This is a genomic window from Paraburkholderia sp. WS6 (genome assembly GCF_030464835.1).
Classification (GTDB): Bacteria; Pseudomonadota; Gammaproteobacteria; order Burkholderiales; family Burkholderiaceae; genus Paraburkholderia; species Paraburkholderia madseniana.
In genome coordinates this window covers 22716-37829 of record NZ_JALQCK010000022.1, presented here as the reverse complement: position 1 = coordinate 37829, position 15114 = coordinate 22716, and the positions used below count along the sequence as shown (strand labels likewise).

The following is a 15114-nucleotide window of genomic DNA, read 5'->3' as shown; positions in this document are numbered from 1 at the left end:
CGCGTCGAAGACGTGCCGGGTCGCTTATTTAAACAGGTACTGCGTGTGGCTTTCCCAAGCATAGGGCCCGATTGGAGCGCGTCAAGAAGGGAAAGTACGGGCGAAGGAGAGAAAGGGGCGCCGCGTCCTGCGTGCCGGGATCGTCGCGGCATGCTGCGCGTGAGGCCCGTCTGGTGCGGCATGGCCCGTGCTGGCGGGTAGGCCGACTTTCGGGCAGCGGGGTTGCGCGAGTTGTGAGGCATGGGTCTGTCCCGCGCCTGACAGTCGCGGGCACGGGATAGTCAAAGCAGATCAGCAAGATCCGGCTGCGAGACTCAGTGCCAGTGACCGTGGCCACCCCAGCCACCATGGCCTCCCCAGCCACCATGGCCTCCCCAGCAGCAGCCGAAACCGACGCCGATCGAAACCGACGGGCCATACCAGCCCGGATAGCCGTAATAAGCCGGATAGGCCGGGTAGACCGGCGGCGGATAGTAGACGGGATAAGCGGGGGCAACGTACACGGGCGGCGGCTGAGCCACCGCGTAGGTGGCCGGCTGGGATTGCGAATTGGCTCGCGCCTGCTGCGCCGCCTGAGCCTGCGCCTCGGCCTGCTGCTGTTGCGAGGTGGCCGAATCTCCGGCCGTCCCGAGGGGGACTTCCTGCTGGACGCCATTGGCCGGAACGGTGCCGTAAGCGTAATACGGGTAGTAGCCTGGATAGTAGCCGTAAGGGTAATAACAGCCGGACAGCGTCAGCACACAGGCCACGCCGGCCAGCGCGATGCCAGTTTGGGAAAGACGGGGCAAGCCGCGCGGCAGCCGCTGGCTGATTGCGCAAAGAGAGTTGATGACGGGGGACTTCATGACGTGCTCCTGGTTACATCGGACGCCGCCATCCGGGGCGTAGTGGCTTGAGCTTACGCCGCGGCAGCGCCAACAGGATTGCAAAACCGTAACGGCTTATTTCACGTCATTGCAAAGCATTTCTCGAAGCACCCGGCATGGCGCTGGTTGCGTACGCTGCGTGCCCGCACGCTCGTCGGTGCGGGCAAGTTCGTTGTTGGCAGTTGATACATTTTGTGTCCTGCGCGGGCTTCCCATGAAAGCGTCGCCAGTGCGTGCTTGCGCTTACTTGCCGACCTGATTACCGATGATGCCGCCTGCTGCCGCACCGCCAATCGTCGACAGTGCATTGCCGCCGATCAGCCCGCCTGCGGCACCGCCTACACCCGCGCCGATCACCGTATCGCGTTGCCGCGTGGTCATGTTGTCACACGCGGAAAGACTTGCGACAACCGCGACGATCGCAGCGAACGTACCGAGTTGACGAATCGATTTCATGATGCTGACTCCATTCATTGTGTTTGGAAAATGCTTCGTGGAAGTGGACAAATCACCCCCGTCCTTACATTTGATCTTATCGCCGCAGCCCGTATCCGGATGTGTGAGGTTGTCAGCAAGGTGTCGGTTTCGTAATCAAATGTTTCCCTTCTATCAGCATGCGGCGTGCCTGCCCGCGCAGAAACGCAAAAAGCCCGCCAGTGGCGGGCTTCGGTGCTGCAATACCGTGACGCAGAAGGTTCAAATGGCGGGCGCGCGCTAATGCGCCCGCGATCCCTACCTTACTGCCGCTGATAGATCTCAGCGCCTTTCTTCATGAACTCGATCGACTTTACTTCCATGCCTTTCTTCAGCGCGTCGTCGTCGGAGAGACCTTGTTGCGCGGCGAATTCGCGCACGTCCTGCGTGATCTTCATCGAGCAGAAGTGAGGGCCGCACATCGAACAGAAGTGCGCGACCTTGGCCGAATCCTTCGGCAGGGTTTCGTCGTGGAATTCGCGTGCCTTGTCCGGGTCGAGACCGAGATTGAACTGGTCTTCCCAACGGAATTCGAAACGAGCCTTCGACAATGCGTTGTCACGCACCTGAGCGCCCGGATGGCCCTTCGCCAGATCGGCGGCGTGCGCGGCGAGCTTGTACGTGATGATGCCGGTCTTGACGTCGTCCTTGTTCGGCAGCCCAAGGTGTTCCTTCGGCGTGACGTAGCAGAGCATCGCCGTGCCGAACCAGCCGATCATCGCAGCGCCAATGCCCGAGGTGATGTGGTCGTAGCCCGGAGCGATATCAGTGGTCAACGGTCCCAGCGTGTAGAACGGCGCTTCGTCACACCATTCCAGTTGCAGGTCCATGTTTTCCTTGATCAACTGCATCGGCACGTGGCCCGGGCCTTCGATCATCGTCTGCACGTCGTGCTTCCACGCGATCTGCGTGAGTTCGCCGAGCGTCTTCAACTCGCCGAGTTGCGCTTCGTCGTTGGCATCGTAGATCGAGCCGGGACGCAGGCCGTCGCCGAGCGAGAAGGCTACGTCATACGCCTTCATGATTTCGCAGATGTCTTCGAAGTGCTCGTACAGGAAGCTTTCCTTGTGGTGAGCGAGGCACCACTTCGCCATGATCGAGCCGCCGCGCGAGACGATACCGGTCATGCGTTTCGCCGTCAGCGGCACGTATTGCAGACGCACACCCGCGTGAATCGTGAAGTAGTCGACGCCTTGTTCGGCCTGTTCGATCAGCGTGTCGCGGAAGATTTCCCACGTCAGGTCTTCAGCCTTGCCGTTGACCTTCTCCAAAGCCTGATAGATCGGCACCGTGCCGATCGGCACCGGCGAATTGCGGATGATCCACTCGCGCGTTTCGTGAATGTGCTTGCCGGTGGAGAGATCCATCACCGTGTCGCCGCCCCAGCGGATCGCCCAGGTCATCTTGTCGACTTCTTCGCCGATGGAGGAGGTCACCGCCGAGTTGCCGATGTTCGCATTCACCTTCACGAGGAAGTTACGGCCGATGATCATCGGCTCGCTTTCCGGGTGGTTGATGTTGTTCGGGATGATCGCGCGGCCGCGGGCGACTTCTTCGCGCACGAATTCCGCGGTGATTTCTTTCAGTCCGTCGGGACCGAAGGCGCTGGCGCCGAACGCCTGGCCCGGATGCTGGCGGCCCATCATCGCGGCGAGTTTTTCGCCGTTCGGACCGCTCGTCTTCAGGGTCTCCAGATACGCGGCGCGTTGCTGGTTCTCGCGAGTCGCGATGTATTCCATCTCCGGCGTGATGATGCCTTGACGCGCGTAGTGCATCTGCGAAACGTTCTTGCCGGCGATGGCGCGGCGCGGCGTGCGGTGCAGGCCTTTGAAACGCAGATCGGCGGTCGTGGTATCGGCGGCGCGTTCGCGGCTGAAGTCGCTCGACAGGCCCGTTAGCGCTTCGGTGTCGCCGCGCTCTTCGATCCAGGCTTGACGCAGCGCGGGCAGACCGGCGCGGATGTCGATTTTGGCTTCCGGATCGGAATAGGGGCCCGACGTATCGTAGACGAAGACCGGCGGATTCTTCTCGCCGCCGAAGCTATCCGGCGTATCCGCCTGGGAAATTTCGCGCATCGGCACGCGGATATCGGGGCGCGAGCCGGTCACGTAGACCTTGCGGGAATTCGGCAGCGGCGCGACAGCGGCGGCATCGACGTGGGCGTCGGCGGAAAGGAACTTCGGATTGGCGTTCATGCGTATCTCCTCTGCAAAGCAATGTAGGGCCGCTAAGCAGGAGACGAGACGGAAGTTGTCGGAATTCGCGAGGGATGAAACGGTAGACCAGGTGCGAAATCCGTACGCTTCCCTGCGCTGGCATTATCCAGATCAGGTTCAAAGGGTATTTCTCACCCACGCAACACGGACCTCCAACCTCCGCGCTACGCAGGACCCCCGCGTTAGCAGCGCACACGATACACCGCCCGGGCGTTGCTTGGCAACCCGTCTTGAAAAAGTCAGATGTCGGAGATAACGCCGGTCAGCCACGCACTATTCTTATTGTGATAGGGCTGCCGGGGATGATGCGGCGCAGCGTTCTGCATCGTGAATGGCTTTGGCTTACAGCGTGAAATCGTCGGCAGCTTCGGGCTGGAACAGGATTTTTTCGAGCTTCAACACTTTCTCCGTGCCGCTCGGCGGCGTGAAGCGGATGCGTTCGCCGCGTTTGGCGCCGAGCAGCGCAAGGCCAACCGGCGAAAACACGTTCAGGCGGCCGTGTGCGAAGTCCGCGTTGGGCGGATAGACCACCGTCCAGGTCATCTGCTCGCCGCTGGTTTCATCGACCAGGGTGGCTTGCGAATTCATCGTGACGACGTTCGCGGGGATGTCGCGCGATTCGACGATCACGGCGCGTTCCAGGACGTCGTCGAGCATGTCTTGCAATTTGGCGTCGGCGCCGGGCGCGGCCGCGTGCTTTTCAAGACGGGCGACGTCGAGTTCGGTGAGGTAACAGGTTTTCGTCTTTTTCATGACGGGTTCTCCAATTCGATCTGCATGTAAAGGGACAGCGTGCGGATGAGATTTGCCCGGAGCCCGACGACGCGGCCCCGGTAATGGAGGGGAATTGCGTCAGGTCGGGCGCCGGGCGGCGAGAAGCGGGAGCGTTCGGGACGGCTGGCCGGCGTGAAGCGTCGCGATGTCCGCGCGCGCGCAACCGGTTGCGCGGCGGGGGCGCAAGCGGGTGAGGGCTCGGGAGAACGGAACGCGCATCGGGATAGCCGGCAGAGTGCGAAAAGTATTGGGGGAGCGTCGGAAGAAAAGTCTGATCGACGCAATCGAAAGGTGAATGTTAGCACGGGCCGGGTGTCTCTTTAATTGCCGCCGGCAGGTGCCGTGGATACGTGCTGCGGCGTGTCGATACCGCACTTGGTCATTCAAGGCCGTCGCCGCGCTGCCGTTAATCCGCCTGTAGGGGCGGCCGTTGCCCAGTCGAGCGACCGGCGGTGGGCAGCGCGTCAATGGCGCGATGCGGTTTGAGACGGCTTAAGGAGAGTGCTGATGAAAACGGGAATGGGGCGGTTTGGGGGGCTCAGCGCGGTCGCGGCGACGGCAACGCTGGTTGCGCTGGTTGCAGCGCCAATGTCGGCGGTGGCCGCGAATGGTGGAACGATCAGCTTTTCGGGCGCGATCGTGGCGCCACAACTGGCGATTTCGGCGGCGCCGGCCGGGGCACGTGTCGATGCCAGGGGCGCGCGGCTCGAGCAGTCGGGTTCAGCGGTCATGCTGACCTTTAGCGCCGCGCCGGGCGTGGCGACGGGCGCCGATGTCGCGCTTCAGGTGAACAGCGGCGCGACGGCGCGTAATGGTAATGCGCTGGGTGATGCGCTGACTGAGCGTTTTGTCGACAGCCATGGACGCGTGTTTCGCGCGGGCAGTGATGGGCACTACCGGGTTGGCCGCGATGGCGGGGTGTTGTCGCTTGCACCGAAGAATGCGGGGCAGGATACCCGGGTGACGGTTGTCGTGAGTTACGACTGAGGCACCCTCCGCGGGGCGCTTTGGGGCGGTTCGCCCGCAAGCGTACAGACACGCCGCGCCCCGCGGGGTATAAACAGCATGGAACGGTCTCGACCGTAGGCGCACGACCCGAACAAAAATAAAAAATCAAAATCGGCTGTCATAAGCGGTCTCGTGGTTCGACAAACGTGCAGATCCTGATGGAGCACGCCATGCAAACCGCACGAACCCGCCGAGATAATCGGTATGTCACGCGCGCAATCGCGCTAGCCGTAGCGCTAACAACCCTCTCCGCCAGTGGCCTTGCAAGCGCGGCTGGCGCCGTGTGCGCGTCGCATAGCCCATCCCATCGTGTTGCGCTGGTGGAGCTCTACAGCAGCGAAGGCTGCAATAGCTGCCCGCCCGCCGACAACTGGCTGGGCCAGTGGAAAAACAGCGGTGCAACCCAAAGCATCGTGCCATTGGCGCTGCACGTGGACTACTGGAATAGTCTCGGCTGGACCGACCGCTTCTCGCAACATCGCTTTACCGAACGTCAGCAAACCCTGACTGACCTCGCTGGCGGCCACACCATCTACACGCCCGAAATCTTCGTATCGGGCCGCGAACTGCGTAGCTGGTCGCAACGCGACAGTTTCCAGAGCCGCGTCGGCCAGGTCGTCGCCGAACCGGCGCAGGCGAACGTGGCGCTTGAACTGAAACCCCAGGCGAAGGGCGCCTTCAATGTCGATGCGCAATTTACCAGCAAGGCGGCAGACACCACGGCCCCACTGAACGCCTACGTCGCGGTCTACCAGAACGCGTTGAACTCGCAGGTCAGAGCAGGGGAAAACAGCGGCGCAACGCTGCATCACGAACGCGTCGTGCGGCAATGGATCGGCCCCGTGCCGCTGGTTGCCGGTAACGCGCAGATCCGCCGCGATATCCGCATCGACGATGGCGATGCTAACGCCCCGGCTGACCACTTCGGCGTCGTCGCCTTCGTCGAAAACGCTGCGACCGGCGACGTGTTGCAAGTGGGCGAGCTCGCTGCCTGCAACTGATCGCGCGACGACCCCGCAGCGCTCCCCATTTCATCGGAGATTTTCATGGCCACGCCTCATGCTCTTAGCAAAACCGCTCCGCCCGCCACGCCGAAGAGCGGCACGATTCATCCGGTGTGGGTGCGCGTCACGCATTGGCTCAACGCACTCGCGGCCGTTCTGATGATGCTGTCCGGCTGGCGCATCTATGACGCCTCGCCGATCTTCAAAGGCTTCACGTTCCCCACGGGAATCACGCTCGGCGGCTGGCTCGGCGGCGCGCTGCAATGGCACTTCGCGGCGATGTGGCTGCTGGTCTTCAACGGCCTGCTGTATCTCGCGCTGAATCTGGCCAGCGGACGCTTCGTGCGCAAGTTCCTGCCGGTCTCGCCGCGCGCCGTGCTGCACGACTTCATCGCCGCGCTGACCGGCAAGCTCTCGCACGCCGATCTGCGCGTCTACAACGCGGTGCAGAAATTCGCTTATCTGTTTGTCGTCTGCGATCTGATCGTTCTCGTACTCTCGGGCCTCGCGATCTGGAAATCGGTGCAGTTTCCGCTGCTGCGCGAGCTGATGGGCGGCTACGACAACGCACGCATCGTCCACTTCTGCGCCATGTCACTGATGGCCGCGTTCATCGCCGTGCATCTGGTGATGGTGGCCCTCGTGCCGCGCTCGCTGCTGGCGATGCTGCGCGGACGCTAAGCGGCTGACCCACGGATATGCAAAGCCTAAGGACATCGAATCATGACCACGCCTGATACAAAACTCGATCGAAAGCTTGCCGCTATGCCTGACAACACGCTCGACCGCGAATCGATCCTGATCGACGCACGGCGCGAACTCGCGATGCCGTCGCGGCGCCTGTTCGGCAAGCGGCTTCTGACGCTCGGCGGCCTGTCGATGCTGACGGGCTGCTCGCTCACCGACAACGATTCGGTCACCGCATTCCTGACGGCCGTGTCGCGCCTGAACGACCGCGCGCAGGCCGCACTGTTCGATCCGAAGCAACTCGCGCCGACCTACACGGAAGCGCAAATCACGCGGCCATTTCCGTTCAACGCGTTCTACGGTATCGACGACGTCCCCGATGTCGACGCCTCCGACTACAAGCTGAAAATCAGCGGCCTCGTCACCGGCCAGCGCGTCTGGACCCTGCCCGAGTTGTACGCGCTGCCGCATGCCGAGCAGATCACGCGGCATATCTGTGTGGAAGGGTGGAGCGCGATCGGCCGTTGGGGCGGCACGCCGTTTGCCGATTTTCTGCGGCGCATCGGCGCGGACACGAGCGCGAAGTACGTCGGCTTCAAATGCGCCGACGACTACTACGAAAGCATCGACATGCCGACCGCGCTGCATCCGCAAACGCTCCTGACCTTCGAATACGACGGCGAACGCTTGCCCGCGAAATACGGCTTCCCGATGAAGCTGCGCATGCCGACCAAGCTCGGCTACAAGAATCCGAAGCACATCGTCGAGATGTTCGTCACCAACACGTTCCCCGGCGGCTATTGGGTCGACCAGGGCTACAACTGGTTCGGAGGCTCCTGACGCGCGCGGGTCGGCGCGTGCAGTGCCGGACGCGCGACCCCGGGCGGCAGAAGCTTCGGAAGTACCCCGGCACAAGGTAGAAACCAGGAGCCGGGTCAGATTCATCCACCACAAAACGGAGTCATCCCATGAAAAAGTTCGCAATCGCAGCAATGGCCGTCGCCCTCCTGACCAGCGGCGGTGCCGCGTTCGCGCAGGCAAGCGGCGCAATGTCCAACGATGCGATGTCCAAGGACACGATGTCGAAGGATTCGATGTCCAAAGACACCATGTCGAAAGACAGCATGAAGAAGGACACGAAGAAGCACGACAAGATGAAAAAGGGCAGCGACGCGATGGGCATGAAGCACGAAGCATCAGGAGCCATGGCCAACTGAGCGTTGCCGGCGATGCCGGTTGCATAGCTTGAGCGCCGGTGTTGCAGGTGGTCCCAATGCCGGGGATACGTCCCCGGCTTTTCTGTTGCATGTACGCAAAAAAGTTACGATTCTTTCAGGCGACGCGGTGGGCGCTTACTGCATAATGCGATGCGCGCCGAACATTTGGCGTGTGTCAGCCGTGGCTCGATTTCCATCGATCTCCGCGGCGTTGTGGCCCCATTGGCCATCTATCGTCCTTCCGTTCCACCGACATGTCCGCCAGCCTCGCCCGTCAGACCGCATCGCCGATGCGGTGCCCGCCATCCCGTCACAGGGTCTTCAGCGGGGGCGCAGCACCTCGAGCGGCATGGGCGGGTTGAGCGTATGGCGCCGCAACTCCCCAGCCGCTTTTCGCGTGGTTTCCCGATCCGTTTGCCGCAGTCCCGTAATGGACAGATCGCGCTCGCGCTCGCCGTCGTTTATCTCGTGTGGGGCTCGACCTATCTGGCCGTGCACGTCGCGCTCGGTTCGTTTCCGCCCTTGCTGCTCTCGGGTCTGCGCAACCTGTTTGCCGGGATAGGGCTCTTCATCTTCGCGACGCGCCGCAATCCGGTCTGGCCGAGCGTGGGTGAAATCCGCAATGCCGGTATTGTCGGCACGATGCTGGTCGGCCTGTCGAGCGGCATGCTGGCCTACGGCATGCGTACCGTGGGCACCGGTACCGCTGCTGTGATGGTCGCGACCGTGCCGCTGTTCGCAACAGTGATCGCGGCGGTGGCGGGGCGCAAGATCGGCAGAGGCGAGTGGTTCGCAGTCGGCCTCGGGCTGGTGGGTATCGCGATCCTGAGCCACGGCGACAGTGCACCGGGATCGGCGGGCGGCAGCCTGGCGATCCTGTGCGGTGCGCTTTTCTGGGCCGGCGGCGCGCATCTGGCCGGGCGGCTGAAGCTGCCGTCGGACCTGTTTCTCTCGACGTCGCTGCAAATTGGCCTCGGCGGCGCGATGTCGACGATGGTCGCCCTTGTGACGGGCGAGAGGATGATGGAGGTGCATTTTCTGCCGGTGCTGGCCTTCGTCTACCTGATGCTGATCGGGACGATGACCGCCTACGTCGCGTACGGCTTTCTGATCCGCCATACGAGTCCGATCATCGCCAGTAGCTGCATGTACGTGAATCCGGTGGTGGCGGTGGCGCTCGGCGCGTTGTTGCTCGGCGAGCCGGTGACGCGCTCGACGGTCATCGCGACGATCGTGATTCTGGCCAGCGTGGGGCTGTCTTTCTGGTTCGATTACCGGAAGAAGGGGCTTGCCTGAGGAAGGCAGCGGCTTGCTTCTGTTGCCTGTCGCCCGCTCGCCGGTCCTTGGTCTCCGCGTTCTGCTGCTCCCAAGCCTGGTGACCACTTCCGCTCTCCGCTGCTCCAAAGCTTGGTGATCACCTCCGCGCCCCGTCACTTCAGAGCGCAGCCGCCACCTCAGCACCTTCGCGAATCGCGCGTTTCGCATCGAGTTCGGTTGCCACCTTTGCGCCGCCGATCACGTGATAGCGCGGACCGTTCCCGCCATTCGCACCATCCGAGCCGTTTGACCGGTCCGCAGTTTGTGCCGCCGTTTCCGGATGCAGGTCGCGCAACGATTCCTGCCCCGCGCACACGACGATCGTGTCCACTTCAAGCCATTCTTCGACACCTTCGCGCGCGATCTTCAAACCGCGCTCGCTGATCTCCTGATACGACACGCCGCCGAGCATCTTCACGCCGTTTCTGGCCAGCGTCGCGCGATGTACCCAGCCGGAGGTCTTGCCGAGCCCCATGCCGAGCTTGCCCGCCTTACGCTGCAGCAACCAGATCTCGCGGACCGGCTGCGCCGGCGCCGGCGGTTTCAAACCGCCGCGTTCCCGAACCGCAAGGTCGACACCCCATTCGTCGAGCCATGCATCGCGTGGCACGGGCAGAGGATCGCCGGAACGATGCAGCAAAAACTCGCTGACATCGAAGCCGATCCCACCCGCACCGATCACCGCCACGCGGCGTCCCACCGGTGCACCGCGCAATACATCCACGTAAGACAGCACGTTAGGCCCGTTAATACCGGCGATCGCGGGGCTCCGCGGCACGATGCCAGTGGCGATGATCACATCGTCGTAACCGCCTGCCGCGAGCAAGGCAGGATCGACGCGCGTATCGAGCCGCACGTCGACGCGATGCCGCTCCAACTGGCTCTGAAAATAGCGGATCGTTTCGCTGAACTCTTCCTTGCCCGGCACGCGCATCGCCAGATTGAACTGGCCGCCGATGGTTGCGCTCGCATCGAATAAGGTCACGCGGTGCCCGCGTGAGGCCGCAACGCTCGCCGCGGAAAGTCCCGCCGGACCCGCGCCGACTACCGCCACCGAGCGCGCGGCCTCCTGGCCTGCGATCGGCCGATAGACCAGCTCGGTCTCGCGTCCCGCACGTGGATTCACGAGGCAACTTGCGCGCTGGTTCTTGAACGTGTGATCGAGGCAGGCCTGATTGCAGGCGATACAGGTGTTGATTTCGTGCGCGCGTCCCTCGGCGGTCTTCAGCACGAACTCCGGGTCGGCGAGTAGCGGTCTTGCCATCGACACCAGATCGCCCGCTCCCTGAGCGAGCAGTTCTTCGGCGACCTCGGGCGTGTTGATGCGGTTCGACACGATCACCGGCACCTTGACCGCAGCCTTCAACCGCGCGCTCAACGCGGCGAATGCAGCACGCGGCACCGAGGTCACGATGGTCGGCACTCGCGCTTCGTGCCAGCCGATTCCGCTGTTGAACATCGTCACGCCGGCGGCTTCGAGTGCCTGGGCGACCTGCACGGTTTCTTCCCACGTGTTGCCGCCTTCGACCAGATCGATCAGCGAGAGCCGGTACACCACGATAAAGCGTTCGCCGCACGCCGCGCGTACGCGCTCGACAATCTCGCGCGCGAGCCGCATGCGGTTCTCGATGCTGCCGCCGTAGCGATCGGTACGCCGGTTCGTGCGTGGGCACAGGAACTGGTTGAGCAGATAGCCTTCGCTGCCCATGATTTCGATGCCGTCGTAACCCGCGCGCTGGGCAAGGCGCGCGCAGCGTGCATAATCGCGCACGGTCCGCTCGATGCCGGCTTCGGTGAGCGCGCGCGGTTTGAACTTCGAGATCGGCGACTTGAGCGCCGACGCTGACACGACAAAAGGCTGATACCCATAGCGGCCCGCATGCAGGATCTGCAACGCGATCTTGCCGCCTTCGGCATGCACGGCCTCGGTCAGCAAACGGTGATTGCGCAGATCGAATACCGAGTTCAGCGTGCCGCCGAAGGGCAGCAGCCAGCCTTGCCGGTTCGGCGAGATGCCGCCCGTGACGATCAGGCCGACGCCGCCTTTCGCGCGCTCACGGAAATACGCGGCCAGTTTCGGGTAATTCCAGAAACGATCCTCCATGCCGGTATGCATCGAACCCATCACCACGCGATTGCGCAAACGGGTGAAGCCGAGGTCGAGTTCAGCGAGTAAGTGTGGGTAAGACATGCAGGGGACCGTGTGAGTATGGGTTGTGCGCGAACAATACACCGCGAAACGTGCCAACCCGCCGAGGAAAAATTCTAATCCGCGCAACTCGTTGCTCAGTAAGCCATTCGTCCGGTGCCAGAAGCCAATCGCCGTTTTGTTTATAGGTCTGACTATAAAAAAAAAGCCCGCCGCGATTTCCCGCGACGGGCTATGGAGATCCTGCATTGCAAGGCGCCGCGAGGCGCCCAGCAGCCAATTGACTATCGCTGACTTACTTGGCTTGATCGGCCGAATTCGTGATGGCGTTGCCACCCTTCGAAATATCCTGCCCAACCCCCGCCATCGTGTTGCAACCCGCGAGCGCGGTCATCCCTGCAATGAGAAGCAAAGCGATTAGTCGATTCACGAGAGTTCTCCCTGTCGATAATGCATTGGTTGCCGTGCTCATGTTTTACGGCACGCGCTAGCCCGGCCAGCTTTCGTCTGACCGGGACTTACTCCAGTCGATCCGGTCTGATTGCATGTTAAACAAGACGGCGGCAGTGCTATCAACTGCGCTGCGATTCTATTGTAAGCGTGCTCCGGCGTTTGCGTCGTCGGCGTAGAGGTGCCGCCCCGCACAGGGCAACACTAATAAACCTCTAACCTTTTACCGTGGCTGCAAGCCTCAAATGATTCCAGGCCGCCAGTGCGGCAAAACCCACCCCAGCAACACTCACCCCAACCCACCCAAAGGCCGGCCAAACCGCAGCGCCGACCCCAGACCCGACAGCACCACCAATAAAATAAGCCACCATATAAACCGTATTCACGCGACTCCGCGCCTCAGGCTTCAACGCATAAATCCGCGATTGATTGGAAATCTGTGCAGCCTGCACACCGATATCGAGGATGATCACGCCGATCACCAACCCAGCAATACTCTTCGCCGACAAGGCAAAAACAACAAACGAAATCGCCACCAGCACAATCGACGCTGTGATGATCGCCCGCGGTCCGCGTCGGTCGGAAAACTTGCCCGCGAGCGGCGCAGCCATCGCCCCCGCAGCACCGACAATCCCGAATAATCCAGCCGCCTGCGGCCCAAGATGAAAAGGCGCACCTGCCAGCAACAACGCCAGCACCGACCAGAAAATGCTGAACGCCGCGAACATCGCGGCCCCAGTCAACGAGGCTTCACGCAGCGCGCGATGCTCGACCACCAGGTGCCACATCGAGACCAGCAACTTGCCGTATGGCAGCGTCGACGTCGGCTTGCTCTTCGGCAGACGCATGATGATCACCGCCGCCAGCACCAGCAGCGCAACCACAGAAGCGCCGAACACGGCACGCCAGCCGAAATACTCGGCGACAATGCCCGCCGCAGTCCGTGCCAGCAAAATCCCCAGCAACAATCCACTCATCACCGTGCCAACGGCATGGCCACGCTGGGAAGCCGGCGCGAGTTCGGCCGCGAACGGCACCGCCTGTTGCGCGATGGTGGAGAGCACGCCAATCGCGAGACTCGCGACGATCAGCACCGACAGCGTCGGTGCCGTGGACGCCAGCACCAGTGCGACGCACATGCCCACGATCTGCAACAGGATCAGGAGGCGTCGATCGAAGCGGTCGCCGAGCGGCGCCAACAGCAGCATCCCGGCTGCGTAGCCGAGCTGCGTCACGGCCGGTACCGCGCCAACCCACGACGCGCTATTCGGAAACGACTGCCGGAAATTGTCGAGCAGCGGCTGGTTGTAATAGATGTTTGCGACTGCCACACCGGCGATCGTCGCGAGCAGAAGCAGCAAGCCGCGCAACGACCGGTCGGCGGAAGCGGGAGTGGAAGCGTCGGATGTGGACATGAGAGGGGGCTATCGACGGACCGGCCCATGCGCGGTCCTCAAGCGTGCCGATCATACCGGAGCAGGAAGGATCGTGCTGACGGCCTCGCAGGCCTCGCAGACAAAATGAGATGGTCGTTCGGTTTTCGTTCGTAGAATCGGCGCGCGCAACACGATCCATTACGTGACCGATCTCATGAACACAACCTCGACGCCCGAACCTCGACGCATCAGCGGCTGGCTGCTCGTCGCCTTGATCTGCCTCGTTGCGTGGGCGCTTTCTACCGCGGTTGCATTGCGCGATCCGCTCAAGCTGATGCTCGAATGGGAGCTGCTGGCGGTATTCGTGCGCCCTGAAACACACGGCTGGTATCGCACCGTGATCGCGATGGTCGGTTGTGACGTGATCATCGGGGTGTTCATCGTCGCAGGCGCAGGTTGGCTCGCGTTGCTCGCGCGGCGCAAATCGGCGCGTTTTCCGGTGCAAGTGCAGGCGTGGCTGTTGGCCATCGTCGTCATGCGAACCATCGCCTACCTGCTCGGCGATCACATGACCCACACCATCGGCGTCGCCATTGCCATTCCCTTTGATGGCGTCATTCAGGCCGGCGTTGCTGCCGCGCTCGGGATACCGTATTTCAGGCTGTCCCGGCGCGTACGGCAAACTTTCGTCGTCGCCTGAACCGGCGAGGCGACACCGTCAATCGATTAACTCGCCTTCAGCCTCGTAAAACGGATACGGCCCATCCGCTGTATCGACATACGCATGATGCGTGACGATGCCTGTCGCCGGATCGTAGCGATGCAGCGCGTACGCGGGCGGCTCCATCACGAATGCGGAGGGCGCATCCTCGCGCAGATCGAGTCCGACCTGATGCGCGGGCGCCGGCACCGCGGACGCAATCGTGCCGCCAAAACGAACGAAAATCGGCCGATGCACATGGCCGCAGATCACCCGCTCCACGTTCGGATAACGCGCGATCAACGCGGCGAGCTTGTCGGCGGCAGCGGGATCGAGACGCAATTCATCCATATGCCCGATTCCGCAGACGAACGGCGGATGATGCAACGCGACCACCGTCGGCTTGCCATGGGTCGCATCGAGTTGCGTCTCGAGCCAGGCGAGACGTGCGTCGCATAGATTGCCGGCGCTTTCGCCCGGCACCAGCGAATCGAGCGCTATTACGCGCAGCGGTCCGACGTCGACCGCGTAGTGCACGAACTCGCCACCACTACGCAATTCGGCGCGATCGGGAAACGCCGCGCGCAACGCAGCACGTTCGTCATGATTGCCCACCATCAGGAAGTAGGGGATCTCGAGCGGCGCGAGCAACGTCTTGAGGTGTTCGTACTGTTCCGGATCGCCCTGATCGACGAGGTCGCCGGTCATGATCACAGCGTCTGGACGCGGCTCCAGCGCATTGAGCGCGGCGACAGTGCGCGCGAGATAGGCACCGGTGTCGACGCGGCGGTAAGCCAGCGCGCCGGGCCGTTTGATATGGAGGTCGCTAATTTGAGCCAGCAGCATGGGGATGTCCTTCGTTATGGCGCGCTAGAA

General features: G+C 62.6%; 15 protein-coding genes and 1 riboswitch. Of the genes, 7 read left to right on the top strand and 8 right to left on the bottom strand.

Annotation, left to right across the window (positions count from 1 at the left end):
- Window positions 1-314: 314 nt before the first annotated feature.
- From M0D64_RS24715 to M0D64_RS24700, 4 genes are all read right to left on the bottom strand, one after another.
- Entirely contained in the window at window positions 315-845 is a 531-nt protein-coding gene (locus M0D64_RS24715) for a hypothetical protein (RefSeq protein ID WP_154559091.1), read from the bottom strand.
- A 264-nt stretch (window positions 846-1109) separates the two neighbouring features.
- The gene (locus M0D64_RS24710) at window positions 1110-1322 is read right to left on the bottom strand and encodes a glycine zipper 2TM domain-containing protein (protein ID WP_097389842.1); all 213 of its coding nucleotides are present in this window, start codon (window positions 1320-1322) and stop codon (window positions 1110-1112) included.
- Window positions 1323-1603: 281 nt separating this feature from the next.
- On the bottom strand, window positions 1604-3535 hold the full coding sequence (gene thiC, locus M0D64_RS24705; protein ID WP_266259614.1) for a phosphomethylpyrimidine synthase ThiC: 1932 nt from the start codon (window positions 3533-3535) through the stop codon (window positions 1604-1606).
- Between the two features lie 91 nt (window positions 3536-3626).
- Window positions 3627-3745: riboswitch (TPP riboswitch) on the bottom strand.
- Window positions 3746-3898: 153 nt separating this feature from the next.
- Window positions 3899-4309: a GreA/GreB family elongation factor gene (locus M0D64_RS24700; RefSeq protein ID WP_266259612.1), complete on the bottom strand. Its 411-nt coding sequence runs from the start codon at window positions 4307-4309 to the stop codon at window positions 3899-3901.
- Window positions 4310-4837: 528 nt separating this feature from the next.
- Here M0D64_RS24700 and M0D64_RS24695 point away from each other — a divergent pair.
- The 6 genes from M0D64_RS24695 (at window position 4838) to M0D64_RS24670 (ending at window position 9542) form a co-directional block, all read left to right on the top strand.
- Window positions 4838-5317 (top strand): hypothetical protein, encoded by a 480-nt coding sequence (locus M0D64_RS24695; RefSeq protein WP_233464768.1) that lies wholly within the window; start codon window positions 4838-4840, stop codon window positions 5315-5317.
- 191 nt (window positions 5318-5508) lie between these two features.
- The gene (locus tag M0D64_RS24690) at window positions 5509-6339 is read left to right on the top strand and encodes a DUF1223 domain-containing protein (RefSeq protein ID WP_266259610.1); all 831 of its coding nucleotides are present in this window, start codon (window positions 5509-5511) and stop codon (window positions 6337-6339) included.
- A 45-nt stretch (window positions 6340-6384) separates the two neighbouring features.
- Window positions 6385-7023 carry a cytochrome b/b6 domain-containing protein gene (locus tag M0D64_RS24685; RefSeq protein ID WP_266259608.1) on the top strand — a complete coding sequence of 213 codons (639 nt, stop codon included), beginning with the start codon at window positions 6385-6387 and terminating at the stop codon, window positions 7021-7023.
- Between the two features lie 42 nt (window positions 7024-7065).
- Window positions 7066-7869: a molybdopterin-dependent oxidoreductase gene (locus M0D64_RS24680; RefSeq protein ID WP_266259606.1), complete on the top strand. Its 804-nt coding sequence runs from the start codon at window positions 7066-7068 to the stop codon at window positions 7867-7869.
- Between the two features lie 128 nt (window positions 7870-7997).
- Window positions 7998-8246: a pentapeptide MXKDX repeat protein gene (locus M0D64_RS24675; RefSeq protein ID WP_266259604.1), complete on the top strand. Its 249-nt coding sequence runs from the start codon at window positions 7998-8000 to the stop codon at window positions 8244-8246.
- 366 nt (window positions 8247-8612) lie between these two features.
- Window positions 8613-9542: an EamA family transporter gene (locus M0D64_RS24670; RefSeq protein ID WP_154559097.1), complete on the top strand. Its 930-nt coding sequence runs from the start codon at window positions 8613-8615 to the stop codon at window positions 9540-9542.
- Window positions 9543-9681: 139 nt separating this feature from the next.
- On the opposite strand, the gene M0D64_RS24665 is transcribed toward M0D64_RS24670, so the two are convergent.
- From M0D64_RS24665 to M0D64_RS24655, 3 genes are all read right to left on the bottom strand, one after another.
- A complete protein-coding gene (locus M0D64_RS24665; RefSeq protein ID WP_266259601.1) occupies window positions 9682-11754 on the bottom strand; it encodes an NADPH-dependent 2,4-dienoyl-CoA reductase in 2073 nt (690 codons plus the stop codon).
- A gap of 253 nt (window positions 11755-12007) precedes the next feature.
- Window positions 12008-12142, bottom strand: a complete 135-nt coding sequence (locus M0D64_RS24660) for an entericidin A/B family lipoprotein (RefSeq protein WP_154559099.1) — start codon at window positions 12140-12142, stop codon at window positions 12008-12010.
- A gap of 235 nt (window positions 12143-12377) precedes the next feature.
- Window positions 12378-13577, bottom strand: coding sequence for an MFS transporter (locus M0D64_RS24655; protein WP_266259599.1), 1200 nt, complete (start codon window positions 13575-13577; stop codon window positions 12378-12380).
- Between the two features lie 175 nt (window positions 13578-13752).
- Between M0D64_RS24655 and M0D64_RS24650 the strand changes: the two genes are divergently transcribed.
- On the top strand, window positions 13753-14238 hold the full coding sequence (locus tag M0D64_RS24650; RefSeq protein WP_266259598.1) for a DUF2569 domain-containing protein: 486 nt from the start codon (window positions 13753-13755) through the stop codon (window positions 14236-14238).
- An 18-nt stretch (window positions 14239-14256) separates the two neighbouring features.
- Here the strand turns inward: M0D64_RS24650 and M0D64_RS24645 are convergent, their stop codons facing one another.
- Window positions 14257-15084, bottom strand: a complete 828-nt coding sequence (locus tag M0D64_RS24645) for a phosphodiesterase (protein ID WP_266259597.1) — start codon at window positions 15082-15084, stop codon at window positions 14257-14259.
- Window positions 15085-15114: the final 30 nt, after the last annotated feature.

Excerpts from the sequence above, each read along its gene's own strand:
- M0D64_RS24645 (WP_266259597.1), bottom strand. The coding sequence starts at position 15,084 with ATGCTGCTGGCTCAAATTAGCGACCTCCATATCAAACGGCCCGGCGCG.
- M0D64_RS24715 (WP_154559091.1), bottom strand. The coding sequence starts at position 845 with ATGAAGTCCCCCGTCATCAACTCTCTTTGCGCAATCAGCCAGCGGCTG.
- M0D64_RS24690 (WP_266259610.1), top strand. The coding sequence starts at position 5,509 with ATGCAAACCGCACGAACCCGCCGAGATAATCGGTATGTCACGCGCGCA.
- M0D64_RS24655 (WP_266259599.1), bottom strand. The coding sequence starts at position 13,577 with ATGTCCACATCCGACGCTTCCACTCCCGCTTCCGCCGACCGGTCGTTG.
- M0D64_RS24700 (WP_266259612.1), bottom strand. The coding sequence starts at position 4,309 with ATGAAAAAGACGAAAACCTGTTACCTCACCGAACTCGACGTCGCCCGT.
- M0D64_RS24685 (WP_266259608.1), top strand. The coding sequence starts at position 6,385 with ATGGCCACGCCTCATGCTCTTAGCAAAACCGCTCCGCCCGCCACGCCG.
- M0D64_RS24710 (WP_097389842.1), bottom strand. The coding sequence starts at position 1,322 with ATGAAATCGATTCGTCAACTCGGTACGTTCGCTGCGATCGTCGCGGTT.
- M0D64_RS24680 (WP_266259606.1), top strand. The coding sequence starts at position 7,066 with ATGACCACGCCTGATACAAAACTCGATCGAAAGCTTGCCGCTATGCCT.
- M0D64_RS24670 (WP_154559097.1), top strand. The coding sequence starts at position 8,613 with ATGGCGCCGCAACTCCCCAGCCGCTTTTCGCGTGGTTTCCCGATCCGT.
- M0D64_RS24665 (WP_266259601.1), bottom strand. The coding sequence starts at position 11,754 with ATGTCTTACCCACACTTACTCGCTGAACTCGACCTCGGCTTCACCCGT.
- M0D64_RS24650 (WP_266259598.1), top strand. The coding sequence starts at position 13,753 with ATGAACACAACCTCGACGCCCGAACCTCGACGCATCAGCGGCTGGCTG.
- M0D64_RS24675 (WP_266259604.1), top strand. The coding sequence starts at position 7,998 with ATGAAAAAGTTCGCAATCGCAGCAATGGCCGTCGCCCTCCTGACCAGC.
- M0D64_RS24695 (WP_233464768.1), top strand. The coding sequence starts at position 4,838 with ATGAAAACGGGAATGGGGCGGTTTGGGGGGCTCAGCGCGGTCGCGGCG.
- thiC (WP_266259614.1), bottom strand. The coding sequence starts at position 3,535 with ATGAACGCCAATCCGAAGTTCCTTTCCGCCGACGCCCACGTCGATGCC.